The following is a 22,261-nucleotide window of genomic DNA, read 5'->3' as shown; positions in this document are numbered from 1 at the left end:
TTTTCAGCTGTGATATCAGTTTGAGCGCCAAAGTCGGGATGCGCTAACACGTTGTTTTTCTGGTCGGAGTGGCAGGATTTGAACCTGCGACCCCCTCGTCCCGAACGACGGGATCTGCCAGCAAAAGCCTGGATTTCCGCCATTCTTCGTTATGGCCGGCGACCTTTGTTCACCTTTGTTTCTGACATAGCTGTGGGGTATCTGTGGGGAGTTGTGGGGGCGTTCGTCTTCTGTGCCATCGGCATGCGGACCACGTTTTTTGAAGCATTTCTGGACCGCGACTTGGAGACGATCGCCTCGGCGGCATCCGCCTGGAAGTCTGGATGATGGTGACCGTACGTCTGGATCAGCACCTCGACGGTCATGCCAAGGAAGCCAGCGGCGGCCCAAGGATCAGCGCCTTGCTGCATCAGCCATGTAGCCGCAGTGTGGCGGAAGATGTGCGGGGTCACGTCCGTGCGGAACACCCGCTTGGTGGTGCCGTCCTGCGATGCAACGTCGTCGTACCAGCCGAGCCGGGCAGCCTCGACCACCGAGCGAAAGGCCTTCTTGATTGACTGGACTGGCTTGCCGTTCCACTCCACCACATAGTCGTGAGCGATCATTCGACCGATATTTGAGCTTTTGCCCCGGCCCTTGGTCTTGATCTCCAGTGGCGTGACTGACCATCTCCTGACATGGGCAAGCAGACGATCGGGTAGGCGCACCGGTGGCTGCCGCTTCTTCGTCTCAAGGCGACCAGTTGCGCGACGATAGAACACGCCTCGTTCGAGATCCACATGGCCTGCCCCATCAGTTGGTCTCACAGCGGCGCCGCAGATCGCGGCTGATCGAGTCCCGGTATAAAGAGCGACCAGGATGAAGCGAGCGACGTGGCGTCCTGTGCGCCGGTCGCTAGGCTGGCCCTTCCAGGACTGACGCATCCGCCAAGCGGCGCGTATCAACGCCGCCGCCTCATCACGAGTGAGCCAACGGTCCCTTGACGCGGACTTTGGCGGCAGGACGATCGCCGGCGTCGAGGTTATGTAGCCTTCTCGATGATAGTTGTTGAGCGCCGACCGCAAATCCTCCAGCTGCCGCCTAGCGGCCGCACCGCCGCCGTGCGCTTTAGCGTAGTCGCGGCAGACCTTGCCGTCGATGTCGCCGATCATCATATCGCCGAACCAGTTCAGCACCGAGACCATACGACCAGCGGTTTCCTTTGGCTTGGCGTGATGTGGCGCGACATCTGTTAGGTAGACACTAATGGCGTCGGCTATTGCGACCGTAGCGGGATCACGACCGTGCTCGCGGACTGGCTGGTACTTTTCGGTGATGTAGCTGGCGAGCCTTTTCTCAGCGTGTTCGCGGTTGCCAGTGCCGCCGCAAGCGCTGATGAATGTGTTGCCGTCACGGATGAACCAGCCGGCCCGGCTCCGCAAGGACCCGTCCTGCTTCCTGCTTTCGTCCCGCCAGACGAGGCGTGCCCCTTTCGAAGTCCTCGACATCTTTCCCTCATCTCGGCGATCGCGGCCAAGGTGACATATTCCTTCCCCGCGATCATCTCTGTTACTAGTCGGCCAGCATCCCGCTCCTTGCGCAGCCCTGGCGCCCCCATAGTACCGTCGGGGAAAGCGATGCGAGCGGCTATGTCCAGCCGGAGCGGCGCGCTTTGGTCAGGGTGATTGCTTTTCTCAAAAATGCGGTTGGTCATAGATCAGAAGACACGCTGGTGTGTGGAGGCCATTGATGGCGGAGCCAGCCTGATCTAGTTCGCTGGACAATACGGTTCTATGGCCCTTGGGCGTGGTACTATAGGGGGAGCGGCTTTCTCGACCGCGGACCGTCCGGCGGCGAGTGCTATTACCCGAAAACGCAAAAATATTTTCGGGCCGTAAATAGGTCCATTCCCGCGCAAACCCTGCTGGTCAGCACAGAATATCGTGTACACCTTCACCCGTCCGCCACCAGGCGCGAATGTGATCGAAAGATCCGCGATCGAGCCGGTTCCAAAACCTTCAGGCCGGCGGTTGAGCTGCAGGAGAGAAATGTCAGCAGAAAATCCAGCTGACTGTGCCGCTGCTCCTCGCGCCTGCAGCGGGACAGCTCGGCCGAGAAGGTGTCGCCCGCGAGGTGCCGATGGATCGTTGGGTGGTAGGACTGCCAATCGGCAGACCCGAAGAACGCTGCGAGAGCCGTGGGCGAACGTGGCGCCGAAGAAGAACATTGGACAAACATCGGCTGCTTGAAGAAGGAGGGAGAGGTAGCAGAGTGTGGGAGGATCATCCAGGATCCTTAGGGTCAAACTTAGCGATGCGCTCGACGGCCTCTCGAAGCGTTGCCGCCTTCCGCCGGCCTCGCTCCTGGATCATCTCTCTGAGCCGATCAGAGGGAATGGTCGGCACGAAGTCGGCCGCGGTGATTTCGCCATCCTGATAGGTGAAGTTGAGCGTCGTCGCTCCGACCAGGTTCAGGTGCTGGGTAAGGACTGAAGCAAGCTCGTTGAGGCTGGCAGCGTGGGCGTACAGGAGAGCCGTGGCCACAGGCGATCTGCGGATGATTACATTGCTGACCAGGAGCTCGAAGCCCTTCCACCACATCAGTTCCCCGATGCCCCGCCATGGGACCGAGTGTGCAGACTGAGCCGCATCTGCGTACCTTGCCAGAAAGTCCTCGTCATAGAGGATGTCGTGGTCGCCGCGCGCCCAGTTGATCTCGGCGTTGCCCTTCTGGTTGATCCTGGCGTTAAGAAATACCCGGGGCGGTCTGTTCTCCTGGCGTACGAGGGGGCTCCAGTTGGCGGGATAGATCAGGACGTCGACGTGCTCTTGGTTTAGGCCGCAGGCGTAGTCATCTTCGAGCATCTGGGCCAGATCCTCGTTCAGTCTCGATGTTCCGTCCTGGTGGCGGTCGCGCGCCGTGGCCAAATAGTCGGAGCTTGATATGGAACGGTCGAATGGTTCGGTCATTTTGAAAGTCCTGTGGAGGAGGGTGGCTGGGCGCCGTGAAATTCCGCTGTCCGATCGCTATGTTAAGAGCGAGTCGCCCGTTCGAAGCGGCGCATAACATGGTGGTAGACTTTCGGGTTCTTGTGGCCGGCGTCCGTCATCAGGGTAGCAGCCCTTCGCAGCGCTTCGATCGTTGGCTTAAGGGCGGGGAACTGGTCATCTTCGTGATGAAGGTCCAGTTCCGAGGAGAGTTCGCGCAGGAGGTCGGTCAGCACTTTTGCTGTTGTGTGGTCGATGGTCATGTTGTGAGTTTCCTTAGCGGTAGTTGTTGATCGTATACGGTGCGTTTGCACTGTTTACGATACATAAGTGGCGCAAAATTGCGTTCAATAGGCCGCCGAAGATTTTTTGCAGGAGAATGTTTGGATGACCGAGACCGAGTGGGAGCGACTGATCAGCGGGGTGTTGAAAGCCGAGCTAAAGCTTCAGGGCCTGAGCTACGCCGACCTGGCCGAGAAGTTGGCTGCCATTGGCGTCGAGGAAAAGGCGGCCAACATCCGCAACAAGCTCTCACGTGGACGCTTCAGTGCCGTCTTCTTCGCGCAGTGCCTCAAGGCGATAGGGTCGCAGAGGCTGAAGCTCGATTGACGTTGGCGCCTGCGCCTCCCCCCTGCAGTGATGTAGAGGCAGCAATAGCAGCACTGGGTAGTTCGGACATTGGACCTGAGTCAGGCTGTGGCGCAGGCGTGGCCACGTACGGGTCGATGGTCCCGGCGGAAGTAGTTCACTTACCCTATAGTATTGCGAAGAACGTACCTAGCGCGTGAAGCGCGACGGCGCCACATCCCGGTCGGACACACGTAATGAAAGGAAACACATGTCCGACGAATATTTGACAGTAATTGAAGTCTCCGAAATGCTTGGCATGCGCAAAGAAGATGTTCTGCGAATGGCTCAGCATGGCCTCCTGCCTCAGCCGGTTACCATTGATGGGAAACCACACTTCCGAAGGAGCCTATTTTGCTTCGGCGCGAGGAAGAGGATGACGCTGTCCCTTCTACCGGCGTTTACCTCTCTGGGGGAGGGGGCTTTTTCTATTACAAAGTGGTGAAGGCCAGCCACACGGTCCTTTACAGGAATTGGCCGTTCGCTGCCTTCACGCTCTGGGACGGAAGCCTTCACATCCGCCCTTGGCTCACCCACATCGTTGACGATCTCCCCGATCACGATGCCATTCTGCTTTCGTGTCAGGACGCAAATGTTCCGGAGGTCAGGTTGGAAGATCTGCCTGAGCCCGCTTCGATCGTGTGGGGATACCAGTGGGTCGGGCAACACGATCTGGCAAACGTGCCTGTAGCTCCAATCGTGAAGCACTAACCTCGGCAGGCCCCTTGCAGCCCTTGCTTTGCCGAGTTTGCAGAGCTTAGCAGCCGCAGGGAGGTCTGCTGCAGCTAAACGCGACCAAAGGGGCCATGGAGTGGGCGCAACCTTGGTCCAGTTCTCCGCCGCTCTAGGGAAGATGGCGCGCAAGCGACAGAATGCGAGGAGAGGACAACCATCGCTATCCTCCACTTTAGGTTGGAACCTTAAATCACCGCTCATTTGGCGGTGCATGCTTGCGGCGTGTCACACGCGCCGCAAGCAGACATGAGGAGGCGGTTGTGCGCCATGTGAGCTGTCCTTGCGTGGCGTAAGTCTGGGCGTAGCGGGAGGTGGAGGTGGACGCCAGAGCGTCAGGCTGCTCTGGTCGATTGCCTCTCACCTGCAAACACGCTTTCTTTGGGGCAACGACGATCGTTGTACTGCAGATGCGCGTGAGAATGTGGATATCCCGCCTTACGGCGGGGTGTAGCGGCGGCGGGCAAACCAGTTCGGCTGTCTACCAAATTTTCATTGCGTGTGCGGCTTCACGATTTTGATTGCATAGCCGCCAGTTTGCGGGATTGGCAAGACAATCACACTTGGCCCCGACACGGACGAATCCCGACCGCGCTTGGGGCCATCAAGCCATCCGCTACCTCGACGAGGCCAGCGTTCGCAGACGGGCCGGTAGGGTGCTCGAGGCAATCGACGTCAGGCGCTAGATTAAGAAACTGGAATAAGCCATTCTAATTGCGTGGCTTTTTTCGCTATTATAAGTTCTTTTATTCTCCCTCCATTCCCCAACGCGGGGAAATAATAAACCTAACAGAACGGTACTTGAAATCGCAGGGGGGCCCAAAAAGTTTGACTATAGTATGTATAAAATAATGGTCTTACGAGTTGGGCACTCAGGCTGTTCGGTTTATTCCCGCGTCACTATGTGAGCACCCATGGCCAGACCCAAAACGACGCTGCGTGAGAGAGTTGACCGGAAGTCCCACATTGAGGGCAACCACCTGATCTGGGATGGTCCAATGCGCGGCCGGCGCCCACACCTCCACGACTTCGGCAACCCCGCCCGTGTGCTGCTCAATCTGGTGGATTTCCCACGGATTTCAATCCGTCCCACCTGCCTTGAGCCACGATGCATCGAGCCCCACCACTGGAAAGTGGTGAAGGAGCGCGACTACAAATACCAAGACCTCCCGCCCGTGACGTGGCGCGACCCTCGCGACACCGCAACGGCCGATTTCAGCGACCAAGAGGTCGAGGAGATCCAGATGCTGGTCGAGGAAGGGAACCTCGACGAGGTCGAGCTCGCGAAGTGGTACCGGCCCGAAGTCGTGGCCGAGATCCTCCGGCGCGCCAGCGCCACCTAGGTCCCACCAACAGTAACAGCAACCCGCTCTAGTCCTCGTCCTGGCGGGGACGAGGCGCAGGCGGAGATTTGTCATGCCTATCGTCTAGCGCGTCGAAGGCCGCGAAGGCATGGGGGCCTTCAATCACGACTACCAGGTCGGCCACTGTCGTGCGGATGTTCACGACAACGAGCTCCCCGGCGAGCTTCATCGCAGGAGCTAAGATGGCCCGCGCCGACAGCGAGCGCGAGCAGGGCAACAGCACGCTCTGGGACGCCATCGGCAACTAGTCCAACGTGCGCTTTTGCACCGTTCTGAGAACGATCCTGGACGGCTTGTCGCGATCCGCAGCTCTCGCCAATGGTGGAGGCCTTTCGAGGAGAGGCACTCCGTGCGGTACAGGGGAACCACCTATAGCTTTGTGCGGCGCGATCTCGGGCGCAATCAGCTGTTGAACACAGGCGTCGGTTGCGGGGCAGATCTGCCGCAGATCAACGCGATATCAGCGGCAGCTCGTGAGGAACTCAATGCATCTGGCATTCTCGTCAGCGATGTCCTCCAAGAAGCAGGCTCCAGGGACTACCGTCGCCATCTCCATACCAGGCCAGCCCTCACCGGTGAGGATCTGCATGTTTCGATTTGCGTCCTTACATCGCGCATTCGTGGTGTTGCTGGCCTTGCCCCCCGCGACCGGAGTCATCGTGCTGCATCCCTCGGTGCTGGCACGCTACGAGGCACAACTGAACCAGCTTCAGACAGGACTTGCGAATGACATTGCCGCTGGCGATCCCGAATCTGCAGAGCAGATGCGGGACTGATCGAAGCCGTCGCGATGTTTCGAGGTCCATCGAGGATTGGCGGGATCGAAGTCGAAATCACTGGGCGGCTAACACCACTCCTCGGCGAGGGGCATCCCCCACGGCGTCGAAGGGAATAGTGGTAGCCGGAGAGCGCTACCGCCTTTCCCCCTCGTCGACTGCCTGCGACGTTCTCGCTACGCTGGGCCATCTAAGCAGCCAAGCGGCCCATTGCGCTCTGAATCTCAACCAAGCGCCACCAAATATCTGAATAGGCGCGAAATCCCTGGCTACCGATGGAACATTAGGCTGTCCTAAATGTTCCCTTTTCAGGGTGCGAAGCACCGTAGGCACGCAAGGCAGCGCGGGCCTCCCTTTAATTTTGGAGATGAGTCAATGCATAGCATAATCTACATTGTAGGGCTCGTGGTCGTTGTTCTCGCAGTTCTGAGTTTTTTTGGTCTCAGGAGATAAGCGCGACGAAGGCCAAAATACTCGGACAAAAGGCCTTGGGATGGGGATGATAGCCAACCGGGGCGGTGATCGGGCACTCCCGCGAAGCCGGTCAGTGCATGTGGCGGACGGCAAGTCGAGTCATTGCCGGGATGGCCACCGATCTTTGGACCTGAACTCTTTCGATCACGCGCGCGCTCGGGTGGGATGAGAGACGCGCTCGGGTGGGATAAGAGAATGGAATATAAGATCAAAAAACTGCTGGTTTTCTGTTTTGCCGTTATTAGCGCCTCAGGGATAAATATCGAACTTGCGACTGTGGCCTCGGCCGCGCCTGTAGAAGCCGCGACGATTGCCGCTCACTTGTCATCCGTAAAGTCAATGTCCGGGGATTTCGTTCAGTCTGGCCCCAAAGGGCAAAAGACCAGCGGCAGATTTTTTCTCCAGCGCCCGGGCAAGCTTCGGTTCAACTATGCAGGCCAATCAGGGGTCAGCTTAATTGCAGATGGAAAATCCGTCGTAATCTACAACAAGAAGCTCAAGACATCCCGTCTTTATGCTCTCGCGAAGACGCCGCTTAAGCTCCTACTCGACGATAAGGTCGAATTCTCTGGCAATCGCCTTAAAAGCATCAGAGACGAGGGCGCCCAGGTTATTATTAAGTTGGCCGACAAGTCGGCTTTCGGAAACTCGAATATCGCTATGGTGTTCGACAGGAAATCGCTCGATCTACTCAGATGGAGCCTCACCGACGAGAGGGACCAAATCACGACGGTTACTATCTCCAATGTGAAGGAGGGCGTTCGCGCCCCTCCTGGTACCTTCAATATCGACTATGCGGCAAACCGTGAGTTCAACACCACAACGAAATAACGGCCGGCTGCTGGCAACTGATCGAAAGAAGACGGGCTTGGAAATTTATGAGAAGGCACTTGAGGAACGATGGAAGCGTGGCGCGTCGCGGAGCTAGCGCGAAAACCATCCGCGACTGGAGTCCTTGAATGGCACCGTCCGGTATGACAACCCGTTACGGAAGCCTAGCCCAGGCGCTTCACTGGCTGACAGCGTTGCTCGTGCTCATCGCGTTCCTAGTCTCCGCAGGGGGCCCTCCTGCGCGCGTGTACTCCGCTGCCAGTGCTCCGACATTGCTGCTTCACGAGTCACTCGGCTTCACTGTTTTCTGCTTGCTGATCGTACGTTTGATCTGGCGCCTGTTCGATCGTATTCCCCAGTCGCCGCCGATGCCCACATGGATGGACGTCGCCTCAAAGGTGACGCACTGGACACTCTACGCACTTCTTTTTGCTGTTCCGGCCACCGCCTTGCTAGGGGCATGGTTTGGGGGCCATCCGGTGACTGTATACGGGTTTGGCGCGCTGGGTCCGTTTTTCAGGCCCTGGGATGCCGGCGCCTCACTCGCAGAAATCCACGGGACACTGGGCGACATCATCATGTGGCTCGCTGGCTTGCACGCGGCTGCAGCTATCTTCCACCATGTATTCCTGCGCGACCGCGTGCTGCGCCAGATGCTGACCGGAATTTCCGACCCGTCGCCTTAGCGCCTGCGTGAACTTGGCTGCCTTGACGACCAGGGGTTCGTTTTCTCGTCTGGGCGGCGACTTCATGCCAGCCAGGCCCTGTGTCGCCAGAAGAGGCATCGTCAGATGTTGAGCATCTATCCAGAAAGCGATGTGCCGAAGGCGCAGGGCAAAACCATATGGTGGAACGTTCGCGATCCTTCGCCAGCCGAAGTCGCGGAGGTCAAGAAGGCGGCTGGGATCGAAGTGCCAAGTCGTGAAGCTCTCAGCGAGATCGAAACCTCAAGTCGGCTGAAGGCGCGAGACGGTGTGCTGTCGATGAGCGTACCGATGGTAACGCATGCTGGGGGCTATGGCCCGCAAATCGCGCCGGCCGTGCGTTCCAACAAGCTTATACGAGCACGGTTGCGCCAACTCGGTCGCCTGGGCGACTATCTCTCTGAAAAGCGTGATGCGCTGTTGGCCTTGGGGCGTGCCATCGATTTCGCGTGTGAGTTAACCTCGGACTGGGCCGGCGGGAAATTGAAGCCGCGCATGGCAGGCCTGAAACAGGACGTTGCATCGCTCGACAATTATGAGGTCCACCTCTCTGACAAGGTGCAGTTTCTGCTCGACGCGATGGTGGGCCTGATTGGGATCGCCCAGAATGATATCTTTAAAATTCTGACGATCGTGTCGATCGTCGGCATTCCACCAACGCTAATCGCGGGCATCTATGGAATGAATTTCAAGTTCATGCCTGAGTACGACTGGATGTACGGCTATCCCTACGGGCTGGCTTTGATCGTGTTGAGCGCTATCGTTCCCCTCGTCTGGTTCAAATGGCGGGGCTGGTTCTAAGCGCAGATTTCAAGCCCAGCATGCGCCACCGCTGCCTCCATCTCGATCAGGGCGTAGACGACGCTTCGCCGTTTTCTAGGTTCCGTTCCTGGGGAAACCCAAGGAGCGGTTGTAGGCAGAGGTTCAGCGCGCAAGCGTCAGGCGCTTGAGTCTTTACTCGACGACCACAAGACCTGCAGCAGCGCATTTCTGGACATGACGGGCTCCACACGTCCCGGCTCCGTGTTGAGGCGGTTGGCATGGAAAGCCATGGCCCGGCGGTTTCATCGAGACTTTGCAGCCTGACTTGACGGCCATGGAGCGGCCCTATGCCCTTGAGCAGGCGCTGATGGGGTGCCGCCGCGGCGGCACCATCTCGCTCCCTGGCGTCTTAGTCGGCAGCGTGACCGTGCCCATAGGCATCTACGTCGGAAAGGACTGACGATGATGACAGGGCAAAACGCATGTTCAACCTCGCGCCGTTGATGAAGCTCATCGAGAAGGTGACATTGATCCTTCGTTTCTGATTACCCACCACATCGACCTCGAAGACTGTCCGGAGGCCTATAGGACGTTCCGCGAGAAGAAGGATGGCTGCATCAAGGCAGTGATAAAGCTCTAGCGGACACCTATCGCGAGCGGATCAAGCGACGCCTCACGCCGCTCGACACGTCTGCGGTCCTTCATGATCGCTCGCCGACTGCATCCGCACACGCACCGAACCAAATCCCGCCGACGACGTTGAGTCGCGCGTTGCGTCATCAGCCGAGGCAATTCCATGACAAAGGGCGAGCTTTCCACCTATCGGGCCAAACGGGATTTCACGAAGACGAAAGAGCCCAGTGGCGAGCGCTCGATCGAGAAATCGAACCGGCTTCGGTTTGTGATCCAGAAGCACGATGCCACGCGGCTTCATTATGATCTGCGCCTTGAACTCGATGGCGTTTTCAAATCGTGGGCCGTCACCAAAGGTCCGTCGCTGGATCCGCAGGACAAGCGCCTGGCGGTCGAGGTTGAAGACCATCCGCTGGACTATGGCGACTTCGAAGGGACGATTCCCAAGGGTCAATATGGTGGCGGCACCGTGCAGCTGTGGGATCGCGGTTACTGGGAGCCGGAAGGACCCATGTCTCCCCAACAAGCCTTGGAGAAGCGCGATCTGAAATTCACGCTCGACGGCAAGCGCCTGCACGGAAGTTTTGTCCTGGTGCGCATGAAGCATGATCGCAATGGTGGGAAGCGGACCAACTGGCTGCTGATCAAACATCGCGACAAATATGCCACCGACGGCAATGGCGACGCGGTGTTGGCACAAGACAGGTCCGTGGCCTCCGGACGGAGCATGGAAAAGATTGCCGCGGGTAAAGGGGCCGGACCGAAGCCGTTCATGATGCAAGGTCCATCGGTGGCCGATGCAGACGCAGTGTGGGACAGCAACCGCGGCCATGCTGCCGACGAGCGCGCAAAGTCGTCAAAGGCTTTGCCTAAGCCGTCAGCAAAACCAACGCCGCGTCCAAAACGTCCCGCTCGTGACCTGGCATTGACGATGCCAGATTTCATCCCGCTCCAGCTCTGCCAGACCCTTTCCCGACCGCCGGTGGGAACAAATTGGGTGCATGAGATCAAGTTCGATGGCTACCGCGTCCAATTACGCGTCGAAGAAGGCGCCGCGACGCTGAGGACCCGAAAGGGCCTCGACTGGACAGAGAAGTTTGGCGCCATCGCAAAAGAGGCGGTGAGTCTTCCCAACGTCATCGTCGATGGCGAGATCGTGGCGCTCGGCGAAAATGGCGCGCCGGACTTTGCCGCCTTGCAGGCCGCACTGTCGGAGCGACGGACAAAGGATCTGATCTTCTTTGCCTTCGATATGCTGTTCGCCGAGGGGGTCGACCTACGAAAGCTCCCACTCTTGGAACGTAAGGAACGGCTGAGCGAAATGCTCGGTGAGGCCGAGCGCGGTGAGAATCTCATCCGCTATGTTGAGCACTTCACCAACGGCGGCGACGCTGTGCTGCGGTCTGCCTGCCGACTTGAGCTCGAAGGCATTATCTCCAAAAAAGCTGATGCAATCTATGTCTCGGGCAGAACCGATACCTGGGCGAAATCGAAATGTCGCGCCGGGCATGAGGTCGTCATCGGCGGCTGGTCGACCACCAACGGCAAGTTCCGGTCGTTGCTGGTCGGTATTAATCGCGGTGAGCACTTCGCTTACATCGGCCGTGTCGGAACTGGCTACAGCGAGGCCAAGATCAAGCAGCTGCTGCCGCAGCTGAAGGAAATGCAGGCCGCCAAGTCGCCGTTTACCGGTGATGGCGCACCGAAAAAAGATGCGACCGTCTTTTGGACCAAGCCGCAGCTGGTCGCGGAAATCGAGTTCGCCGGCTGGACCGGCGGCGGGAATATCAGGCAGGCCGCCTTCAAAGGCCTCCGCGAAGACAAGCCGGCGAGAGAGGTTGAGGCCGAGCGGCCAGCAGACCCTCGGGAGACGCAGATTGCCGACCCTGCCAAAACAACTGGCAGGACTGGAAAAAGCCCGGTCGTTATGGGCGTCATCATCTCGAAACCGGACAAGCCGCTATGGCCGAATGCCGGAGATGGTGGCCAGCCGGTCACCAAGCTCGACCTGGCGGAATATTTCGAGGCCGTTGGCCCGTGGATGATCAACCATCTCAAAGGTCGCCCCTGTTCCCTGGTGCGCGCGCCCGACGGGTACGCCGGCGAGCAATTCTTCCAGCGCCACGCAATGCCAGGCACGTCCAATCTGCTGGAACTGGTGAAAGTCTTCGGCGACCATAAGCCTTATCTGCAGATCGACCGCGTCGAGGGCCTGGCTGCGATCGCCCAGATCGGCGGTCTGGAGTTGCATCCCTGGAATTGCCAGCCGGGCAACCCCGAGATACCCGGGCGACTTGTCTTCGACCTCGACCCTGGCCCGGAAGTCTCCTTTCCCGAGGTGGTCGCAGCGGGCAAGGAAATGCGCGACCGTCTTGAAGATTTGGGCCTGGTGAGCTTCTGCAAGACCACGGGTGGCAAGGGCCTGCACGTTGTAACGCCGCTGGCCGGTCAACGCAGCAAAACGACGTGGCCCGAGGCAAAGGCCTTTGCCAAGGCTGTCTGCATGCAGATGGCGGCGGACCGTCCGGACCTCTACCTAGTCAACATGGCCAAGAAGCTGCGGACTTCCCGGATATTCCTCGACTACCTCCGCAATGATCGCATGGCGACGGCCGTAGCACCCCTCTCATCCCGTGCCCGGGAAGGAGCGACTGTCTCCATGCCGCTGACATGGGGTCAGGTGAGGGCGGATCTCGACCCGAAAAAATACACGGTCCGAACCGTGCCGAGCCTGCTGAAGAAGACCGTCGCCTGGGCCGACTACGACGACGGTGAGAGGTCGCTCAGCAGTGCTATCAAACGGCTTGGTTCAGCGAAGCTCGCGGCATGACATCGAAAGTTGAAAAACCGTCCTTTGCCGTCCCATTGGACACGGAGCCGATGGAGGCCAAGGCTGCTGAAAAACTGCCTGGTAGCACTAGCCAATGGCAGTACGAACCTAAGTGGGACGGGTTCCGTTGCCTCGCCTTCAAAGCCGGCGATGAAGTGGACCTGCGGGCGAAATCAGGCAAGCCGCTCGGCCGCTATTTTCCGGAAGTCGTCTCGATGTTGCGTGACCTGAAGGCCGAAGAATTCGTGGTCGATGGCGAGATCGTCATCGACATTGACGGCTCGCTTTCTTTCGATGCGCTGCAGATGCGATTGCATCCCGCGGAAAGCAGGATTCGGAAACTGTCTGTCGAAACACCGGCCAAGCTGATCCTGTTCGATATGCTGGCAAGTCCGGATGCCAGCCTGATGCGTCAACCGCTGTCTGCGCGGCGCGAGGCGTTGGATGCGTTCGTTAAGTCGGCGGGACATGCCGATCTCGAATTGTCGCGTTGTACTCGGGATTTGGCAACGGCAACGGAATGGCTTTGCGAATCCGGTCACGGTTCAACAGACGGCGTTATCGCCAAGCTTGTCGACGACGAATATCGGCCCGGCGAGCGCGCCATGGTCAAGGTCAAGCGGCTGCGCACAGCCGATTGTGTGGTCGGTGGCTTTCGCTACTTGGCGAACGCGCGCGAGGTCGGATCGCTATTGCTTGGGCTCTACAACGACCAGGGCAAGCTCGACCATGTGGGATTTACGTCAACGATCGCGCAGGAGGATCGATCAGAGCTTACCCGACAACTCGAAGCTTTGCGCGCGCCTCCGGGCTTTACCGGCAAAGCGCCGGGAGGACCGAGCCGTTGGAGCACCGAGAGGAGCGGGGAGTGGGAGCCATTGAAGCCCGAACTGGTGGTGGAAGTCCGGTTCGACCATGTCACCGGCGATCGCTTCCGACACGGTAGCAAGTTCTTGCGGTGGCGCCCTGACAAAGCCCCCAAACAGTGCACCTTCGCGCAAATATTGAAAACGTGAAGGCAATCGCCGCCGACGGTGCCGCAGCGGTGTTTATGCTACATCACTGGGTTGATAGAGCCGAGAAAACACCGTCTCCGCGCCAAGCATGTTGGCGAACCACAACCCGAACGACGCCTCGCCATCGGTCCCCGTGACGCTTTTCTGCTGCGTCAAGGCGATGGCCCTACGTCTGGCGCGTCCAAACACAGATTGCTTGCTGTCGCGTTGCCCATCATGTCCTCGGTCAAATGGCAAAATTCGACAGTAGAGGTTGGGGACGGGGCCTCAAGTGCATGCGTGGCCGTGTGTGATGGGCCACGGCCCGTCGCTCATCGACCGCTGTCGACCTGGATGGTTGACGGGACAGGACACCCCTGGCTGCAGTCAACTATCCGTTTGCTGAGGTAGGGCTGGTATTTCAGGCTCAATCGATGGCGCGTCTATAGCATGCGGCTCTCGGGGTAGTGTCTCAGTTTGAAATTGAACCTGTGGCTCGCGGCGCGAAGAAGCACGTCCATCTCATGCGATATCTGCCAACGCGAAGCGTCGGGTAGAGATTTTCGCAGATGTGATACCGGTCATCCGGCGCTGTCTGTACACGGTCCCAAGGAATGAACCACTCGCCCGTAGGTGGGTCATTCCTAGAATAAGGCTGAGGTTGCTTAACGTAATAGCCCTGTCTAGTCGATCGGACATCGCTGGAATCGATTGGGTGGCAATCGTGATCGCTGCAACATTTGAGATTAAGAACAGGATCAGTCTTGCCCGAATACCAGCCATGGGCGTTGGCATCGCTCGCCAAGACAAGACATATCAAGGCAATACGCCGTTTTGGCTGGCCCATGGAATTAGTCCCCTCACGTCTGCCTATAGCACATAATCCGCTCGACTGAGGTCGCAGGACAAACATCAGAAGTCCGACTAGATTGTTACTCGCTTCTTGTAGGTGCCACGCTTGCCCGGCTTAGGCGCAACGGTATCCATCTTCTCGCAAAGGTCTTCCATCGACCAAAGCGTCTGCGACACGCCAGCCGCTATTGCCGGCGTCATCTTCAACGTCTTGTGCATTTTTGATGAAATTGTACCAAACGGTATAAATCGCGACCATGTGGACGTTGTTTTCGAACTTCTTCGAGAACGCATTGGTGAGGCCCGTGAAGGGGCGGTTTGCCATACGCATGGTGAGATTGGCGCGCTCTATATGCGATGTGCCGACATGCATAGGATCGGGATTGCCTTCAATCCGCGTCTTGGTCGCGCCAGTGCAGACGGCGGGGCTATAGCGGCGCTCTGGAGACGTCTTCTTGCCTTCCGGCTCGCCGTACTCCTTGATGAGCATCGCATAGTCGATGTCCGCTCCAAAGGCTTCCTCGACCGCATTGAATAGTCGCGATGGCCGTCCGTCTTAAGCTAGACGCGGCTGGCAAGACGCTCCTTCACGTCATCCATGAAGGCCAGCGCATATTCGCCGTCGCGACCGCCGACGAGCCAGGAAATGATAAGCTTGCTGTCGCTGTCGAGCGCGGTCCAAGTCCACACGTCGCCAGCGCCGTCAACCAGCTGCTTCATGGCCGAAACATTCTTCGCCTTCGCGCCGACGAACGACCAAATTTCATCACACTGATAGTGGCGCCGAGATTCTTGATCTTGGCCATTTCCGTGTCTCCTTTGCTGGCCGACGACCGGCCGTAGGGAATGTTCCATCTGGAGCGGAACTAGCGCTGCCGGGTGCGGTTATCGTTGATCACACGGAGGACCAAGACATGTCTGACAACGAAAACCATCGCGAAACTGGGGCGACAAAATATCCGGCAAAGACCGGCGCCGACCCTTCGGATGCGTTCACTCAGGACGCGGCCGGAAACAAGAAGCCCAAGAATGGCGTTGGACTGACTCGCCCCGTCAATGAGGTGGACGACAAGACTCACCAGTCAGACGGGCAGAACCATCCGACCAGGTAAAGAGTTCCAAGCCATGAACGTCGCCAATCTTCAGCTTGAAGGTCTGATGATGGCGGTCGAGTCGATCAACAATTTGCTGGTCCACAAAGGCCTGCTTTCAGTCGACGACATCGATATCGCGTTGCGGAAGTCCGAAGCCAATTTCACCGGCGACGAGCGCACCTACGAAGACATGCCGCCGGCCAATCGCGACGCCATCTGCTTTCCAATCCGTCTTCTGCAGATCGCGAACAATTCTCTACCGTTTTCGGAATTCGCGAAGATGGTTGGACAAACGAAAGAGCCCTACAACGATCAAAGGTAACGGCAGCGATGGCTCGGTCCGAGCGGCGGCTTACATTTCGCTGTTTTGAATAATTCCCGCTTCGCCATCCTGGATGGGCGTGCGCGGCGCCGTTGACGTCTTGAGCCGAACGCCTGGGCCGCCATGGATCGTCTCACCATCACTTAGAAAGGCAACCCCCGCCAGTTCAAGCGCGGATCGCATCGCAACCAGCATGTCGCCGGCCGGAACGCGCTTACTCTTCTCGAAGTCCCGAACGGTTCCCTCACTGACTTGCGCTTTGGCGCCGAGCCTGGCTTGTGACCAGTCCACCAGAGCCCGCGCCGCCCGACATTGCTCGACAGTCAATTGGGTCACAAACGGCTCCTTGATCGACTCTGTGCGGGTTTGCACTAAGCGCTCTTGCGCTTCGGAGTGCTCGTCTTAGGCGTCGCTAATCCTTCCTGCGCGAGGCTCTTCTTGAGCACCTCGGCCAGGTTGATGACGTTCTCCTGCGGCTTGGGCGCCGCCTTTGGGGGCGCCTTGCCTCTGCGCTTCGCGTCGATCATGGCAATCAGCGCATCTTCGTAGGTGTCTTCGAATTTCGAGGGATCGAAAGTGGTCACCTTTTTGTCGATGAGCATGCCGGCGATCTCAAGCAATTCGGGATCGTATTTCGCCTTGGTCATGCTATCGAAGACACTGTCCTCGGAGGCCATCTCGTTGTGGTTTCGAAGTTCGGTCATCACCATGCCCTTGCCATATGGCTCGATAACAACTTCACGGCCGCGCTGGTAGAGCACGATGCAGGACCGTGCTGCGACGCCCTTATTCTTCATGGCATCGCGGATCACGCCGTATGCCTCGACGGCCGCGTCGTCGGCTGGAATGAGGTAGTAGGGCTTCTCTAGATAGCGGGTGTCGATCTCGCTGATCGCCACAAACTCACCCACCTCCAATGTGTGATCCGAGGTGAGCTTGAGCGCCTTGATGTCGTCGGGCTCGATCTGGAGGAATTCATCCTTCTCCACCTCGAAACCCTTGACCTGGTCTTCCGTTTCGACCGGCTCCCCTGTCTTCTCGTCGGCATAGACGCTTTTGACAGGCAGGCCGTCCTTGCGGTTCAAAATCTTGAAGTGAATCTTCGAGGCTTCGCTGGTGGCGCCAACAATCTTGACGCCGCAGGTAACCGAGCCAACCTTCAAAAAACCTTTCCAGACAGCACGCGGCGCGACCATATCGTTCATCCTGTTTCGGCTCAGAGCCAACGAGTTTCCTTTCAAATCGTTCCTCCTGCCGCCGATTTGGCGGAAGGGACGAACCCAACAAGAACGTTAGAGCCAAATGGAGATGCAACGCGGATTTCCATGCTGTCGCGGCGGCGATCAACCTTTTCCACAAACGCGCGTTGTCTCTGACAACACAGGAGACATCGATGCCCGCCGCAACCAAGATCAACACGTCCAACGCAAAAGAAAAGCAGCAACGCATACAGCGACAAGTCGACTCGGACGACCGGGCCAAACCTAAATCGAAGCCGACTGGCGCCATGCAAGCAGGTGCGCGAAGATATCCGGCACCTCCATTTCCCAAGCAGCATCATCATCCCAAGCCCGGGAACGAAAGCGATATCAAGCCGGCTCCGCTCTATGACGCCCCGTTTTGGCGGGGCTCTGGTAAGCTCGAAAGCAAGGTGGCGCTGATCACTGGCGGCGATTCCGGTATTGGCCGGGCAGTCGCTGTTTTGTTCGCCCGCGAAGGCGCCGATGTTGCCATTGTTTATCTATCGGAGGATGGCGATGCCGAGGTGACGAAACAAGCGGTGCAAAGCGAGGGCCGCCGCTGCATCATTCTCCGCGGCGATGTCGCCGATCGTGGCTTCTGCCGAAAGGCAGTGACCGCTACGATCAAGCAGCTGGGTGGGTTGGACGTTCTCGTTAACAATTCCGCCTTCCAGGTACATTCAAGCGACTTCGCCGACCTGACCGAAGAGCATTTCGACACTACGCTGAAGACAAACCTGTACGGCTATTTCCATATGGCCCAGGAAGCTGTGACGCACATGAAGCCGGGATCCGCGATCGTCAATACTGGATCGATCACTGGGATAGGCGGATCGAAGGAATTGGTTGATTACTCGATGACCAAGGGCGGGATACACGCTTTCACAAGGGCGCTGTCGGGCAATCTAATCGACAGGGGAATCCGCGTGAACGCCGTCGCGCCAGGCCCGGTCTGGACACCGCTCAACCCATCCGAAAAGCAAGCGAGCGATGTTTCGAAGTTCGGCGCAAAGACCCCGATGAAACGACCTGCGCAGCCCGAGGAGATCGCGCCTGCTTATGTCTTCTTGGCGTCGCCACAATGCTCAAGCTACATCACCGGCGAGATCCTGCCCGTGATCGGTGGTTATTGAGCATCATCCTGCGAAGGAACGGCCTAGGTGATCTCAGTTCGGGCGACGGCAAATTCCGTCCGTCCGGTCTCTACAATGGCTCAAAGGGAACCATTTCGCGGAGTGAAATTAGCCATTTCATGAGCAGACGTGGCCTCGCCTTTCTACACAAATGGATAAACGAGAACGTTCCAGATCACCCCTCCGCCGACCCTTCCTCGATCACTGATCTCGCCGACAGGACGATTGGGGATGCATTGGTGGAAGGCATTTCATCCCGTGAGATTGACGAAGAGGTTCACAGCCTCTTCGTCCTTATGGTGGAGGCGGTAGCAAATCAGAAAATCGGCGGGTCCAGCCCGAACGTCCTGACATGTCCTAATCATGAAGTCGTCGTTCACGGTGCAACGTTCATTTGGAGCCTCAGTCTGCGGTCTTGCCTAACGTGTCAGCCACCACCGCGCCACGCTTGCCCATGGGCAGGGGCGGGCCCGTGGTCGAGTCGACGGCTGTCTGATGCTCCATCTCGGCATTGATGGCGGCTCCAGCGATAAGGATGATGACGGAAATCCATGTCCACATCATCAAGCCGACAACGGCGCCGAGCGAGCCGTAGGTGGCGTTATAGTTGGCAAAATGCTGCAGATAGAACGAGAACAGCCACGACGCTGCGATCCATGCCACCGTTGCAATCAACGCGCCCCAACTCAGCCAGCGCCACTTGGCTCGCTCACGGCTCGGTCCGAAGCGATAAAGCAAGGAAATTCCGGTCAACATCGCACCGACAAGGATCGGCCACCGAGATACCGCGACTAGCGTTTCCGTCCACGAGTCAAGATAGAAATAGCCCAAAAGTGCGGGAACGACGCCCACCGTGAGCAACAGCACGATGCCGATCAGCAGCGCTCCAACCGTGAACAGGATCGACATGAGGTTGAGCGTGATGAAGCTGCGTTTTTCGCGTTCCTCATAGGCGATGTTCATTGCATCAAAGAGTGCCTTCATACCGCTGTTGGAACTCCAAAGTGCGATACCAAGCCCGACGAAAAAACCTATGCCGAGCGCCCCTGGTTTCTGCTTGGCCAAAGCTTGCAACTGATCGCGAATGAGGTCCAGCCCGCCTGATGGAAGCAATCCGCCGAGATAAGCGACATGGTCGGCAACCGTGATCGGATCCGCGACAAATCCATAAATTGAGATGAACGCCGCCAAAGCCGGGAAGAGTGCCAGCAGCAGGTAGAAAGTGGCACCGGCGGCGACGAGCAGAACCCGGTCCTTGTTGAATTCCTCCCACAAGCGCCAGAAAATATCTTTCCATCCAAGTGCTGGTATTTGGGACGGCCAAGCCGCGTCGCGGCCGCGGTCCCCGCCCTCCGACCGCAGAGCGGCCTTACTCTCTTCCGTAGTGGATGCCGCGCGACTGGCCGCTTCTCCATCGATCAACGAGGCCTCGTTGCCGTTTGGCTGCGGGCTTCGTCTCGCTTTCGAAGTCACTCGTTTAACCTCACTGTCCACCCAAGTGACGATCATCGCCGGATTGAGTCGACCAAGACTCCAGCGGGTGCGCCAGTGCGTTCCTGTCTTGACCCGTTGTTGTTGGGTTGCCGCCGAGCGCTTCCACCAATTCGCCTCCAATGCCCGGGCTTGGCTCCTCTCAACGCCGTGAACGGCATAGCTGTTCCCGCTAACCCTACGAACCGTCAAGCCGCAACGCATGCAGCCTGTGATAAGTCGCGTGCAACATCGGCTATCAGTTCGCTGATTTCTTCTTGGCCGCCGCTGGATTTTGACCGGTCGCTGCCGACGTCTTTGCGTCTTTGGAATGAGCCGCGATCGCCGGGCCGGCGCCGGTTGCCTTGCGCATGTCTCCACTCGTTTTTTTGTCGGCTGGCGGCTTGCGATCCAGGCCTGAGAACAACTTGCCGAAAAAGCCCATGTCATACTCCTGTTGCGCCGCTGAGATGCCGATGCGCTGATTGTGTGGATGAGCCTTGGCAACCAAGGCTCATCCAAAGGCAATAAACCTTGCTACGCCGCTTCTGCGGCGACGTTGACCGCCGACTCCGCGAGCTCGGTAAGGGCGACGTCTGTCTTCTTCTCTTCGGCGAGCGTGAGGTCCAACAACTGGACCGCCGCAGTCAATCCGAGTTCCGACGCCCAGGTGCGCAGGGTGCCGTAGCGCGAAATCTCATAGTGCTCGACTGCCTGCGCGGCGGCTAAGAGACCAGCATCCAAGGGAGGGCTGCCCCTGTACTCCTTCATGATCTCAGCGCCTTCCTCGGTGATACCCATAATGGCGGCGCAGGTCTTGGCCTGGGGCTTCATACCGAGAACCTCGAAGATTTCTTCGAGCCTAGCCACATGCTCCTGTGTCTCGCCGTGGTGCTTTTCGAACGCCGCCTTCGGCTCGGGGCTCTGCGCGGCCTTGGCCATTTGCGGCAATGTCGAGAGGATTTTTTTCTCGGCGAAATAGATGTCCTTGAGCGTATCTCGGAACAGTTCGCCTAGACCCTTGGTCGCGGCCGGTTTTGTCGTCGCCATCTGGCTATCTCCTGGTTTGTTTGGCTTCTCAAATCAAGGCGCAGAAGCAACTTCACGATTGTCGACTGGTTCCGCCGCAAAGAAAAAAAGCAAGTGCCGGATATTTGATGTGGTTAGGCGACCGACGCCTTGCTGGGCCGTTTAGGTGCCGGGCCAGGACAGGAGCGAGTGATCTTCGAGTATCCAATGCGCAATGCGGGCATTCTCAAACTAGGCGACGTTCCGTTGCTCTGGCGCCCTCAGCGAGCACCCCTGCCTGCCGATGCCTCGGCCAAGGAGCGCGAGGCACACGCCGCAACGCTGATGACGTTGTTCAAGTCTGGGATTACGGGGGGAAGTGAACTCATCGGAACCTTTGCTGGTGTTCATCCTGCAAGCAAGAGGTAGGTCATTGAGGATCTGGCTGCTGTTATGGCACTGGGCAACCGGTGCGCCGCAGCTTGGAGCCTGCCTGATTGCCGCGAAGGGCCTTCCCTAATGGGAACCCTTAGCCTGCTCGTAGATTGGTGACACGCCCAACCCATTAGGAGATGCAACGATGGACCACACCAATCATGTAAGGCTTGCCAGCAGTGAACTGACACCAGAGATTCTTGACGGCGCGCCCATCTATGGCGCTGACAACGAAAAGGTCGGCACCGTTTCGCATCAGCACGGCAGCCAGATTGTCATTGACGTAGGTGGCTTTCTCGGCATCGGCGCCAAGCCGGTGGCGGTTTCAGCCAACCAACTGGATTTCATGCGTGATGAAGAGGGTGATGTTCATGCCGTTACCACCTGGACCAAGGCCCAGCTCGAAGATATGCCAGAGCACCAAGGTTGAGATTGGCGGCCGGCATCGTCCGGACCATTCTGCCAACAGAAAAAGCCGGGAGCCTGCAATGGAAATCGTTCGTACCCAAGTCTTGAATGCCACCGCACCGAACGGTCAAGCGATATTGCGCGTGCTGTTTTGTGGCCAGGGCAATGAATGCGTTACCGTGGATATGGCCAACATCGAGGGGAACGAGGAAATCGTGCTGGACCGCGCGAAGGCTATCCTCGTCCAAACCGCCACCTTTGGTCTTGCCTCGAACGACTACGACGCCACCAGCAACGGCAACTTTGACGAAGTTTCGGTGACGTCGGTTAGGGATGCGGCGGGCGATGTATATGTTTTCGACTATCGCGACGGCGAAACCAGTCGGAGGATTCCTCCGTCCCGCATGCCGAGCTTTGACGCCGCGCGCGCCGAAGCAATTCGCTGTGCGGTCGATCTCTTGGTCGATCTGGAGCCCGGAACAGATGATTTGTCTGGTTGGCTGGTGCGGGTCTCCGACGAACAGGGCGAACTGCTCTACACGGTGGATGTACAGGAGGCTGAGGCGGCTCGTCAGGCCAGCCAATAGCAAAGCGAGCGTGCTTC

21 protein-coding genes and 1 pseudogene are annotated in these 22,261 nt (G+C 58.2%); 13 read left to right on the top strand and 9 right to left on the bottom strand.

Features of this window, described 5'->3' with window-relative positions; translation table 11 throughout:
• Positions 1 to 149: 149 nt before the first annotated feature.
• From CKW40_RS03620 to CKW40_RS03610, 3 genes are all read right to left on the bottom strand, one after another.
• The gene (locus tag CKW40_RS03620) at positions 150 to 1,421 is read right to left on the bottom strand and encodes a site-specific integrase (RefSeq protein ID WP_244571077.1); all 1,272 of its coding nucleotides are present in this window, start codon (positions 1,419 to 1,421) and stop codon (positions 150 to 152) included.
• Between the two features lie 840 nt (positions 1,422 to 2,261).
• The gene (locus CKW40_RS03615; RefSeq protein WP_095198577.1) at positions 2,262 to 2,948 is read right to left on the bottom strand and encodes a hypothetical protein; all 687 of its coding nucleotides are present in this window, start codon (positions 2,946 to 2,948) and stop codon (positions 2,262 to 2,264) included.
• Between the two features lie 62 nt (positions 2,949 to 3,010).
• Positions 3,011 to 3,229 carry a hypothetical protein gene (locus CKW40_RS03610; protein WP_095198576.1) on the bottom strand — a complete coding sequence of 73 codons (219 nt, stop codon included), beginning with the start codon at positions 3,227 to 3,229 and terminating at the stop codon, positions 3,011 to 3,013.
• 124 nt (positions 3,230 to 3,353) lie between these two features.
• Between CKW40_RS03610 and CKW40_RS03605 the strand changes: the two genes are divergently transcribed.
• The 8 genes from CKW40_RS03605 (at position 3,354) to CKW40_RS03565 (ending at position 13,715) form a co-directional block, all read left to right on the top strand.
• A complete protein-coding gene (locus CKW40_RS03605) occupies positions 3,354 to 3,575 on the top strand; it encodes a DUF6471 domain-containing protein (protein ID WP_095198575.1) in 222 nt (73 codons plus the stop codon).
• A gap of 1,664 nt (positions 3,576 to 5,239) precedes the next feature.
• The gene (locus tag CKW40_RS03595) at positions 5,240 to 5,668 is read left to right on the top strand and encodes a hypothetical protein (RefSeq protein WP_095198573.1); all 429 of its coding nucleotides are present in this window, start codon (positions 5,240 to 5,242) and stop codon (positions 5,666 to 5,668) included.
• Positions 5,669 to 6,174: 506 nt separating this feature from the next.
• Positions 6,175 to 6,465, top strand: coding sequence for a hypothetical protein (locus tag CKW40_RS42745; RefSeq protein ID WP_143748241.1), 291 nt, complete (start codon positions 6,175 to 6,177; stop codon positions 6,463 to 6,465).
• Positions 6,466 to 7,134: 669 nt separating this feature from the next.
• Positions 7,135 to 7,770 (top strand): LolA family protein, encoded by a 636-nt coding sequence (locus tag CKW40_RS03585; RefSeq protein ID WP_095199116.1) that lies wholly within the window; start codon positions 7,135 to 7,137, stop codon positions 7,768 to 7,770.
• A 128-nt stretch (positions 7,771 to 7,898) separates the two neighbouring features.
• Positions 7,899 to 8,456 (top strand): cytochrome b, encoded by a 558-nt coding sequence (locus tag CKW40_RS03580; protein ID WP_095198571.1) that lies wholly within the window; start codon positions 7,899 to 7,901, stop codon positions 8,454 to 8,456.
• A gap of 105 nt (positions 8,457 to 8,561) precedes the next feature.
• Positions 8,562 to 9,275, top strand: a complete 714-nt coding sequence (locus CKW40_RS03575; RefSeq protein ID WP_095198570.1) for a CorA family divalent cation transporter — start codon at positions 8,562 to 8,564, stop codon at positions 9,273 to 9,275.
• Positions 9,276 to 10,032: 757 nt separating this feature from the next.
• The gene (gene ligD / locus CKW40_RS03570) at positions 10,033 to 12,699 is read left to right on the top strand and encodes a DNA ligase D (RefSeq protein WP_095198569.1); all 2,667 of its coding nucleotides are present in this window, start codon (positions 10,033 to 10,035) and stop codon (positions 12,697 to 12,699) included.
• The gene (locus tag CKW40_RS03565; RefSeq protein ID WP_095198568.1) at positions 12,696 to 13,715 is read left to right on the top strand and encodes an ATP-dependent DNA ligase; all 1,020 of its coding nucleotides are present in this window, start codon (positions 12,696 to 12,698) and stop codon (positions 13,713 to 13,715) included. The genes ligD and CKW40_RS03565 overlap by 4 nt, the downstream gene beginning before the upstream one ends.
• Before the next feature lie 903 nt (positions 13,716 to 14,618).
• Here CKW40_RS03565 and CKW40_RS45940 read toward each other — a convergent pair.
• Positions 14,619 to 15,329, bottom strand: a pseudogene (locus tag CKW40_RS45940) (IS1 family transposase); the annotation flags it as partial.
• A gap of 131 nt (positions 15,330 to 15,460) precedes the next feature.
• Here CKW40_RS45940 and CKW40_RS03550 point away from each other — a divergent pair.
• Complete coding sequence (locus tag CKW40_RS03550) at positions 15,461 to 15,658, top strand: hypothetical protein (RefSeq protein ID WP_095198566.1); 198 nt, start codon at positions 15,461 to 15,463, stop codon at positions 15,656 to 15,658.
• Positions 15,659 to 15,671: 13 nt separating this feature from the next.
• Positions 15,672 to 15,962, top strand: coding sequence for a hypothetical protein (locus CKW40_RS03545; RefSeq protein WP_095198565.1), 291 nt, complete (start codon positions 15,672 to 15,674; stop codon positions 15,960 to 15,962).
• A gap of 30 nt (positions 15,963 to 15,992) precedes the next feature.
• On the opposite strand, the gene CKW40_RS03540 is transcribed toward CKW40_RS03545, so the two are convergent.
• Positions 15,993 to 16,298 (bottom strand): helix-turn-helix domain-containing protein, encoded by a 306-nt coding sequence (locus CKW40_RS03540; protein WP_342202916.1) that lies wholly within the window; start codon positions 16,296 to 16,298, stop codon positions 15,993 to 15,995.
• A gap of 35 nt (positions 16,299 to 16,333) precedes the next feature.
• On the bottom strand, positions 16,334 to 17,158 hold the full coding sequence (gene ku / locus CKW40_RS03535) for a non-homologous end joining protein Ku (protein WP_095199114.1): 825 nt from the start codon (positions 17,156 to 17,158) through the stop codon (positions 16,334 to 16,336).
• A 197-nt stretch (positions 17,159 to 17,355) separates the two neighbouring features.
• Between ku and CKW40_RS03530 the strand changes: the two genes are divergently transcribed.
• Positions 17,356 to 18,336 (top strand): SDR family oxidoreductase, encoded by a 981-nt coding sequence (locus CKW40_RS03530; RefSeq protein WP_095198564.1) that lies wholly within the window; start codon positions 17,356 to 17,358, stop codon positions 18,334 to 18,336.
• Between the two features lie 402 nt (positions 18,337 to 18,738).
• Here CKW40_RS03530 and CKW40_RS03520 read toward each other — a convergent pair whose 3' ends face one another.
• The 3 genes from CKW40_RS03520 to CKW40_RS03510 form a co-directional block, all read right to left on the bottom strand.
• Positions 18,739 to 19,809: a YihY/virulence factor BrkB family protein gene (locus tag CKW40_RS03520; RefSeq protein WP_095198562.1), complete on the bottom strand. Its 1,071-nt coding sequence runs from the start codon at positions 19,807 to 19,809 to the stop codon at positions 18,739 to 18,741.
• A 256-nt stretch (positions 19,810 to 20,065) separates the two neighbouring features.
• Complete coding sequence (locus CKW40_RS03515; protein ID WP_244571076.1) at positions 20,066 to 20,317, bottom strand: hypothetical protein; 252 nt, start codon at positions 20,315 to 20,317, stop codon at positions 20,066 to 20,068.
• Positions 20,318 to 20,343: 26 nt separating this feature from the next.
• A complete protein-coding gene (locus tag CKW40_RS03510) occupies positions 20,344 to 20,856 on the bottom strand; it encodes a YciE/YciF ferroxidase family protein (protein WP_095198561.1) in 513 nt (170 codons plus the stop codon).
• A 538-nt stretch (positions 20,857 to 21,394) separates the two neighbouring features.
• On the opposite strand from CKW40_RS03510, the gene CKW40_RS03505 reads away from it, so the two are divergent.
• Both CKW40_RS03505 and CKW40_RS03500 read left to right on the top strand, forming a co-directional pair.
• Positions 21,395 to 21,679: a photosystem reaction center subunit H gene (locus CKW40_RS03505; RefSeq protein ID WP_095198560.1), complete on the top strand. Its 285-nt coding sequence runs from the start codon at positions 21,395 to 21,397 to the stop codon at positions 21,677 to 21,679.
• 58 nt (positions 21,680 to 21,737) lie between these two features.
• On the top strand, positions 21,738 to 22,244 hold the full coding sequence (locus CKW40_RS03500; protein ID WP_095198559.1) for a DUF6894 family protein: 507 nt from the start codon (positions 21,738 to 21,740) through the stop codon (positions 22,242 to 22,244).
• The last annotated feature ends 17 nt before the right edge of the window (positions 22,245 to 22,261 follow it).

The organism is Mesorhizobium carmichaelinearum (genome assembly GCF_900199455.1).
GTDB classification, from domain to species: domain Bacteria; phylum Pseudomonadota; class Alphaproteobacteria; order Rhizobiales; family Rhizobiaceae; genus Mesorhizobium; species Mesorhizobium carmichaelinearum.
The sequence above is the reverse complement of the archived record's forward strand: the minus strand, read 5'-3'. Positions and strand labels throughout refer to the sequence as shown.